This is a genomic window from Corallococcus sp. 4LFB (genome assembly GCF_046520365.1).
GTDB lineage: Bacteria > Myxococcota > Myxococcia > Myxococcales > Myxococcaceae > Corallococcus > Corallococcus caeni.
The window spans coordinates 1-7,529 of sequence record NZ_JBKGHJ010000417.1 but is presented as its reverse complement, the minus strand read 5'-3'; the positions used below and the strand labels follow the sequence as shown (position 1 = coordinate 7,529).

The window sequence follows — 7,529 nt, the reverse complement described above, 5'->3', positions numbered from 1 at the left end:
CCCCCGCCGCGCCCCGTGCCCACCGCGCCTCCGGAGGCAAGCCCCGCGCCCCGCGCCCTCGGGCGTGGACGGCTTCGGCGTGACGATGCTGTACCCGTCCAAGGCGGGCGGTGAGGCGTGGGCGCTCGCGGACGACGCGACGGCGGACAAGCGCTTTGATCCCCAGGGCACCATCACGCGCAACGCGGACGGCTCCTGGAAGATGAAGAGCACGAAGGTCCGCATGAGCGCCTACCCGGCCACGGGCTACGACGCGAAGCAGATCGCCACGTACGACCGCGACGTGCTCGCGAGCCGCGGCTACATGCAGGCGGCGAACGACTGGAAGAACATCGAGATGACCGGCTTCGTGAAGGTCAACGCGGTGAACAACACGCAGGACAACTTCGCCTGGTACGCGCGCGGCGGGAAGCACAACGACAACAGCTCCGGCTGCGAGGGCAGCAGCTACAAGGGCGGCCTGCACTACGACGGCCGCGTGCGCTGGGAGAAGGAGACCTGGCACGTGTCCTACGACCAGGCGCCGTACAAGCCGGCCACCTCCGCGCTGAAGGGCCGCTGGGTGGGCTTCAAGGCCGTCATGCGCAACGTGGCGGGCACGAAGAACCCGGAGGCCGTGAAGCTGGAGCTGTACCTCAACGACACCGCGGACAAGGTCACCTGGAACAAGGTCTACGACATGACCGACGACGGGGCCTGGGGCGGGGACGCCCAGCACTGCGGCGGCGCCGTGGGGGCCATGCCGATCACGTGGGGCGGGCCCATCGCCACGTTCCGCTGGGACAACGCCAGCGACGTGGACTTCAAGTGGCTGAGTGTCCGGGAGATCCAGCCCTAGGCGGGCCGCACGCTTCCACGTCGGCAAGTCATCAAGGGAGCGGGGCCTCGCGTGGGCCTCGCTCCTTTTTTGTTCGCGGCTGGACGTGGCGTGCGTGGGCTTTCCGACAGGAGGGGCGCGCCGGGGTGCCGCTGGAAAGAGACGCCCTAGCTTCGCAGCCTAGCTGACGCCGGGGCCACGGGCCCCCTTACTCGAGGGACGACGTTCATGCGGATCACCTTCCTGGGTCATGCGGGCTTCGCGGTGGAGACCGCCGGAGCGCTCGTCGTCATGGATCCGTGGCTGACGCCCCAGGGGGCCTTCGACTCCGCGTGGATGCAGCTGCCGCGCAACCACCACCTGGCGCCGCGCGTGAAGGAGCTGCTGGAGACGCCGGGCAAGGAGCGCTTCCTCTACATCAGCCACGAGCACAAGGATCACTTCGACCCGGAGTTCCTGGCCACCATCGCGAAGCGGGACTTCACCGTGCTGGTGCCCAAGTTCCGCCGCTCGGAGCTGCGGGACATCTTCGAGAAGTACGGCTGCAAGCGCGTCATCGCGTGCGAGGACTCGCGCGAGATCCCCATCAAGGGCGGCTACATCAAGCTCTTCGTGTCCGAGCAGGGCACCAACCGCGACTCCAGCGTGATGGTGCGCGGCGACGGGCAGTGCTTCCTCAACATCAACGACTGCAAGATGCACGACCGACTGGTGCGCGTCATCGCGGAGGAGGGGCCCATCGACGTCTTCTCCGCCCAGTTCTCCGGCGCCATCTGGCACCCCACCTGCTACGAGTACCCGAAGGAGACGTACTCGGCCATCAGCCTGAAGAAGCGCGACAGCAAGTTCGAGGCGGTGGCGCGCGCGCTGGACGTGGTGCAGCCCCGCGCGTACATCGCCGCGGCGGGCCCGGCGGCCTTCCTGGACCCGGCCCTCTTCAGCCTGAACTTCCAGGACGTGAGCATCTTCCCGCGCGCGCCGGCCCTCTTCTCCTACCTGGAGAAGCGCCTGCCCACGCTGCCCACGCGCTACCTGGAGCCCATGCCCGGGGACGTGCTGGACGCGGGCACGCTGGAGTTCGTCTCGCAGGTGCCGGAGCGCGTGACGACGGAGAACTTCAAGGAGTACCTCCAGACGTACGCGAAGGACATGGCCCACGTCTTCCGCGAGCGCCGCCGCAACCTGATGCGCGAGGAGGTGGATGAAATCCTCGGCCGCCTGCGCGTGGAGCTGCAGCGCAAGCTGGACCTGTTGGACTTGCACGACCGGGTGGGCATGCCGCTCTACGTGGAGCTGACGGAGGCGCCCACGCGGCTGTTGCGCGTGGACTTCAAGGGCCGCCGCGTGGATGAGGTGCCGGAGATGCGGGACAAGAGCCGCTACGCGATGAAGGTGAGCGCCAGCGACATCGTGCGCGTGCTGGACCGCAAGCTGAACTGGGAGGACTTCCTGCTGTCCTTCCGCCTGCGCCTGTCCCGCAACCCGGACGTGTACGAGCCCGTGCTGCACGGCTTCCTGGGCGTGGAGGTGGAGGACATCCGCGAGTTCTGCGACGGCATCCGCGCCACGGAGTCCCAGAAGGAGCGCACCACGGTGGACGCCGGCGGCAAGCGCTTCACCATCCAGCGCTTCTGCCCGCACCAGGGTGCGGACCTGTCCGAAGGCTGGGTGGAGGAGGGCCGCTACGTGGTGTGCCCGCGCCACCGCTGGCAGTTCGACCTGCGGAACGGCGGCGCGTGCAAGACGAACAACTCCACGCTCTGCGCGGAGCCCGTCGCGGACAAGCCGGAGGGCGGCAAGGTGGAGCGCGGCGGCGACAAGGCGCCCGTCGAACCGCCGCGCGTCTGAAGCCTTCAGCTGCCCCGGTAGGTGGAGAAGCCGAAGGGGCTCAGCAGCAGCGGGACGTGGTAGTGCTCGTCCGTGGCGGTGACTTCGAAGAGCACCTGCACGGACGGGTAGAAGCCCCGCTGCCCCCGGGCCTGGAACCAGGCCCCGGTGTCGAAGGTGAGGCGGTACACGCCGGGCTGCAGCTTCGTGTTCGCGCCCGACAGGTCCTTCACCCGTCCATCCGCGTTGGTGACGCCCCGGGCAATCTCCAGGAAGAGGCCATCCGTCGTCCGTGCCTCCAGCGTGAGGGAGAGGCCTTCCGCGGGACGGCCCGTGCTCGTGTCCAGGACATGTGTGCTGAGGGTGCTCATGACGCGAGGAGCTTCTCCAGTCGGATGCGGGTGATCTTCGCCTGCTCCCCGGCCGCGATCTTCAGCTCCGCGTCGGGGGTGTTGTGCATGCGGTCCTGGAGCAGCTCCAGCATCTGCGCGGCGCTCTTGCCCGTGGCGCACACCAGGAAGATGAAGCCGTAGCGGGACTCGTAGTCCCGGTTGCCCTGGGCCAGGGCCTGGAGCACGCCTTCGTCCGCGGCGGCCACGCCCTGCTGCTCCTGCGACGACCACTGCGCGGTGGCGGCGAACTTCTCCCGCAGCTTCGACACGTCGCCGATGCGCGGGTGGTGCGTGAAGGCCTCCAGCCAGTCCTCCGGCCCCGTGCGCGCCCAGGCGTCCACGGCCTCCGCGTACAGGTGCTCCGCGTCGCGGAACGGGCGGACGGCCAGCATCCGCTGGACCCACTTCGTGCTGCCGCAGCAGCGGGTGAAGGCCTGGGTGGCCTCCTCCGTCGTGGCCGTGTTCAGGCGCTCCAGCGGCGTGCTCACGCCGGCTCCCCGAAGAGGCGCAGCCGGCTGACGCCGCCATCCGGGAAGATGTTGAGGCGCACGTGGGTGATGGGGCCCACGTCCTTCAGCTCCTTCTCGAAGACGTGGCAGTGGTCCGCCTGGAGCTTCGACTGCGGCAGCAGCTCCTTCCACTGCAGGTGCGTCGCGTTGGCGAAGTCCAGCAGCGGCTCCTCCAGGTGGATGCCCTCCAGCGAGCAGCGGTCCGGGAAGTTGCCCTTGAAGAAGTGGGTGTCCACCTCCGCGCGGCGCAGCGTGCCCGCGGTGGCCAGCTTCACGACGATCCAGTCGAAGCCCGGCACGCGCTTGCGGCGCGTCTCCCAGCCCTCGCCCATGTTCGCCGCGCGGCCCGGGAAGATGAGGTTGTCCTTCGTGCCGAAGAACTGATCGTTGCACGTCACGACGGAGCCGCCGTTGGCCGCCGCCGCCAGGTCCACCAGCCCCGCCTTCTTGAGGGCGTGCCAGTCCGGCAGCACCTGCCCGTGCACGCGCAGGCGCGCGACGCCGCCGTCCGGGTAGATGTTGAGGCGCACGTGGGTGAAGCGCCGCTCGTTCGCCACCGCGAAGAGGTTGCGCGAGCCGCCGCGCAGGCGCTGCTTGGGGACCAGCTCCGTCCAGCGCGACACGTCCTCCGCCAGCGACTCCGGCGACGGGTCCCCGTCCACCTCGCACGCCTCCAGGGAGGCGTACTCGGGGAAGTTGCCGATGAAGTGATTGGTGTCCACGTCGATGCCGTGGATGGCGCCGGGCAGGCCCAGCTTCACGATGCACCAGTCGTAGCCGGGCACGCGCTTGCGGCGCGTCTCCCAGCCGTCCATCCACTTGCCGCGCTCCGTGTACTTGTCCGCGATGAAGACGCCGCGCCCGGGCTCCAGCATCGCTTCCTTGGGCGCGAAGAACTCGTCGTTGGCCAGCAGGGCCTTGCCGCCCACCTTGCGTGCGGCCAGATCAATCAGGTCGGCGAAGGCGACGTGCATCGCCCCGGGTGCTTCGGCTTGCATCGGTTGTCCTCTCCCGGACCGCCGGGGCCTATCCGCGCGGCAGCCACTGGCCGATGCGCGGGCCCGTCAGTCCCTCGGTGGCGTCGAAGATACGCTGGCCGCGCAGGTATGTCCTCAACACCCGGCCTTCCAGCTCCCGCCCCGCGTAGGGCGTCAGCCGGTGCTTGTGGCGGATGTCCTCCGGCGCCACCTTGAAGCGCGCCTCCGGGGCGAAGACGACGAAGTCCGCGTCCAGCCCCGGCCGGATGGCTCCTTTGCGCCCCGACAATCCGGCCAGCTTCGCGGTGCGGTGGGCCATGCGGTCCACCAGCGCGTCCAGCCCCAGGCCGTGCGCGCGCATGCCCGTCCACACCGCGGACACGCTGAGCTGCAGGCCGGCGATGCCGCCCCACGCACCGGAGAAGTCCCCGGCCTCCAGCTTCTTGAGCGCGGGCGTGCAGGGCGAGTGGTCCGACACCACCAGGTCGATGAGGCCGCTCTTCACCGCGGCCCACAGCCGCTCGCGGTTCGCCGCCTCGCGGATGGGCGGGGCGCACTTGAAGTGCGTGGCGCCGGCTTCAATCTCCTCCGCGGTGAAGGTGAGGTAGTGCGGGCACGTCTCCACCGTGAAGGGCAGGCCCTCCGCCTTCGCCTTCGCGATGTCGTCCAGCGCGTCCGCCGCGGACAGGTGGACGATGTGCACCGGGCCCCGGTGCTGGCGGCACAGGTCGATCATCATCCGGATGGCGTCCACCTCCCACGCGGCCGGACGGGACGCGAGGTAGCTGGCGTACGCGCGCACGTCGCCCGCGAAGGGCGGCTCGTGGTCCGTCAGCTCCGCGTGGACCAGCAGCGGCACGCCCGCCTTCGCGAGGATGGGCATGGCCCGGTCCAGCACCTCGCGCGTGGCGGCGGGGAACTCGTCCACGCCCGAGTGCACGAGGAAGCACTTGAAGCCCGGCGCGCCCGCGTCGACCATCGCCTGGAGCTCGCCCGCGTTGCCGGGGATGACGCCGCCCCACAGGCCGTAGTCGATGGCGCACTGGCCGGACGCGGCCTCCGCCTTGGTGCGCAGCGCGGCCAGGGACGTGGTGGCCGGGATGGAGTTGAGCGGCATGTCCACCACGGTGGTGATGCCGCCCGCCGCCGCCGCCGCCGTCGCCGTGGCGAAGCCCTCCCAGTCCGTGCGGCCGGGCTCGTTGATGTGCGCGTGGCTGTCCACGATGCCGGGCAACAGCGCGTCGCGGCCCAGGTCCACCACGTTCGCGCCCCTGGGCACGTCCACCGTCGCGTGGAGGCCTTCGATGCGACCGTCGCGCACCACCACCGCCGCCGCGCGCGTTCCTTCGGGCGTCACCACGCGCTCGCTGCGAAACACGGTTACAGGTGCACTCACGTCTCGAACTCCGTCGTCGCGTAGTCCGCGAGCGCGCGGAAGTGGCGCTCGCTGTCATCCAGGTAGAGCTGTTGGGTGATGCCGCCCACCAGCCGGGGCAGGCTGTACTTCATGCCGGAGATGCTGGCGCCGCCGAAGCCCAGCGAGAGCAGGCACCCGAAGGTGTAGTTGAACACGCCGCCAATCCACGGCGCGCTCCCGGGCTGCTTCTCTTGGAACTCGAAGGAGGGGCCCAGGTACGGGTGGCGCAAGAGGTCCGCGTGCCGCTCGTTCTCCGGCGGGGTGAAGCGGTCCTTCCAGAGCGCGATGTGCGGGTGCAGCTCCGCCAGCTCCGGCCGCAGCGACAGGTCCGTGGTGAAGCCGGACGCGATGATGAGGAAGTCGAACGTGTGCGTCGCGTGCGGCGTGCGCACCACGGCCTGGCCGTCCTGCTGCTTCACCTCCACCCAGGGGCTCTCCGCGTGCAGGTGGAAGTGCGGGTGGCGGCGCGCGCGCTCGAAGGTGTCGCGCGGCGGCAGCTGGCCCATCTCGATGATCTGCCGGATGAAGCGCCAGCGCTGCGCGTCCGGCAGGTCGCCGTGGTGGCGCAGGAAGCCCGCGAACTCCGCCCAGCGGTAGGGGTTCACGTTGGGCAGCTTCTTGCGGCGGTAGAACAGGTCCACCTGGCCCGCGCCCGCCTCCAGCGCCACGGAGGCGTTGTCGAACGCGGAGGCCCCGCGCCCAGCACGCCCACGCGCTTGCCCTTCAGCGCGCCGAAGTCGATGGGGTCATGGGTGTGCGCCCACAGCGCGCGCGGCAGGGGCTGCACCTCCGGCGGCGCGTCCCAGCGGCCGGAGCCGTCGATGCCGGTGGCCAGCACCACCTTGCGCGCGAGCAGGAACTCCGCCTCGTTGTTGTGCGCGGCGGGGACCTCGAAGCAGTCCAGGTCCGCGCGCCAGCGCAGCGCGCCCGCCTTGGTGCCGCACTTCACGGGGATGCCCAGCACGCGCCGGTACCAGAGGAGGTAGTCCGCCCACAGCTCCTTCGGGATGAGGGCCACCTGCTGGAAGCCCTCCGCGCCGTGCTGCGCCTCGTACCAGGCGCGGAAGGAGAGGTTGGGGATGTTGTAGTCCGGGCCGGTGAGGTACTTGGGCGTGCGCAGGGTGATCATCCGCGCGAACGTCTTCCAGGGCCCGTGGAAGCCGTCCTTGCCGTCGTCCAGAACCAACAGGTTCGTCACCCGCTCGCGCATCAGCCCGAACGCGGCGCCCAGCCCGCTCTGGCCTCCGCCAATGACGAGCACGTCCAGGATGGGGCGGCCGTCCGGCGTGGAGCGCGGCGGCACCCAGCTCCGGGCCGGGTAGGACAGGATGTCCAGGTCGCGGCGGAGGGCGTCTTCCAGCGCCTCCAGGCTCTGCGGGGGACGGTACGGCGAGGCCAGCGGATCGCGGTCGGGCATCGGGCCCGAAGCAACCCATGCCCGGATTCTCCATGCAAGGGGGGCCCGGCGGCAGGGGGCCGGTTCCGGACGGCCGCCTCAGCGGCGGGAGGTGGGGCCGGCCGCCTGGGGCACGAGCAGCTCGAAGCGCACGCGCGCGTTGTCCGTGCGCATCCCGGCGGGGCCCTCCAGCG

8 protein-coding genes are annotated in these 7,529 nt (G+C 70.4%); 2 read left to right on the top strand and 6 right to left on the bottom strand.

Features of this window, described 5'->3' with window-relative positions:
• Nucleotides 1-838, top strand: an 838-nt coding sequence (locus ACLEQD_RS32490) for a carbohydrate-binding protein (protein WP_410389376.1), incomplete at its 5' end; no start/stop codon positions are given.
• A gap of 207 nt (nucleotides 839-1,045) precedes the next feature.
• On the top strand, nucleotides 1,046-2,665 hold the full coding sequence (locus ACLEQD_RS32485) for a Rieske 2Fe-2S domain-containing protein (protein WP_410389375.1): 1,620 nt from the start codon (nucleotides 1,046-1,048) through the stop codon (nucleotides 2,663-2,665).
• Nucleotides 2,666-2,670: 5 nt separating this feature from the next.
• Here the strand turns inward: ACLEQD_RS32485 and uraH are convergent, their stop codons facing one another.
• The 6 genes from uraH to ACLEQD_RS32455 are packed head-to-tail and all read right to left on the bottom strand — an operon-like array spanning nucleotide 2,671 to nucleotide 7,356.
• On the bottom strand, nucleotides 2,671-3,015 hold the full coding sequence (gene uraH, locus ACLEQD_RS32480) for a hydroxyisourate hydrolase (protein ID WP_410389374.1): 345 nt from the start codon (nucleotides 3,013-3,015) through the stop codon (nucleotides 2,671-2,673).
• Nucleotides 3,012-3,524 carry a 2-oxo-4-hydroxy-4-carboxy-5-ureidoimidazoline decarboxylase gene (gene uraD / locus ACLEQD_RS32475; RefSeq protein ID WP_410389373.1) on the bottom strand — a complete coding sequence of 171 codons (513 nt, stop codon included), beginning with the start codon at nucleotides 3,522-3,524 and terminating at the stop codon, nucleotides 3,012-3,014. Before uraD ends, uraH begins: the two co-directional genes overlap by 4 nt.
• Nucleotides 3,521-4,543 (bottom strand): allantoicase, encoded by a 1,023-nt coding sequence (gene alc / locus ACLEQD_RS32470; RefSeq protein ID WP_410389372.1) that lies wholly within the window; start codon nucleotides 4,541-4,543, stop codon nucleotides 3,521-3,523. The genes uraD and alc overlap by 4 nt, the downstream gene beginning before the upstream one ends.
• Before the next feature lie 28 nt (nucleotides 4,544-4,571).
• The gene (allB, locus tag ACLEQD_RS32465; RefSeq protein ID WP_410389371.1) at nucleotides 4,572-5,918 is read right to left on the bottom strand and encodes an allantoinase AllB; all 1,347 of its coding nucleotides are present in this window, start codon (nucleotides 5,916-5,918) and stop codon (nucleotides 4,572-4,574) included.
• The gene (locus tag ACLEQD_RS32460; RefSeq protein WP_410389370.1) at nucleotides 5,915-6,580 is read right to left on the bottom strand and encodes a hypothetical protein; all 666 of its coding nucleotides are present in this window, start codon (nucleotides 6,578-6,580) and stop codon (nucleotides 5,915-5,917) included. Before ACLEQD_RS32460 ends, allB begins: the two co-directional genes overlap by 4 nt.
• Nucleotides 6,541-7,356 carry an FAD/NAD(P)-binding protein gene (locus ACLEQD_RS32455; protein WP_410389369.1) on the bottom strand — a complete coding sequence of 272 codons (816 nt, stop codon included), beginning with the start codon at nucleotides 7,354-7,356 and terminating at the stop codon, nucleotides 6,541-6,543. Before ACLEQD_RS32455 ends, ACLEQD_RS32460 begins: the two co-directional genes overlap by 40 nt.
• Nucleotides 7,357-7,529: the final 173 nt, after the last annotated feature.

What these genes read in the sequence shown, in the direction of transcription:
- alc (WP_410389372.1), bottom strand. Translation starts at nt 4,543, where the DNA reads ATGCAAGCCGAAGCACCCGGGGCGATGCACGTCGCCTTCGCCGACCTG.
- ACLEQD_RS32485 (WP_410389375.1), top strand. Translation starts at nt 1,046, where the DNA reads ATGCGGATCACCTTCCTGGGTCATGCGGGCTTCGCGGTGGAGACCGCC.
- uraH (WP_410389374.1), bottom strand. Translation starts at nt 3,015, where the DNA reads ATGAGCACCCTCAGCACACATGTCCTGGACACGAGCACGGGCCGTCCC.
- ACLEQD_RS32455 (WP_410389369.1), bottom strand. Translation starts at nt 7,356, where the DNA reads ATGCCCGACCGCGATCCGCTGGCCTCGCCGTACCGTCCCCCGCAGAGC.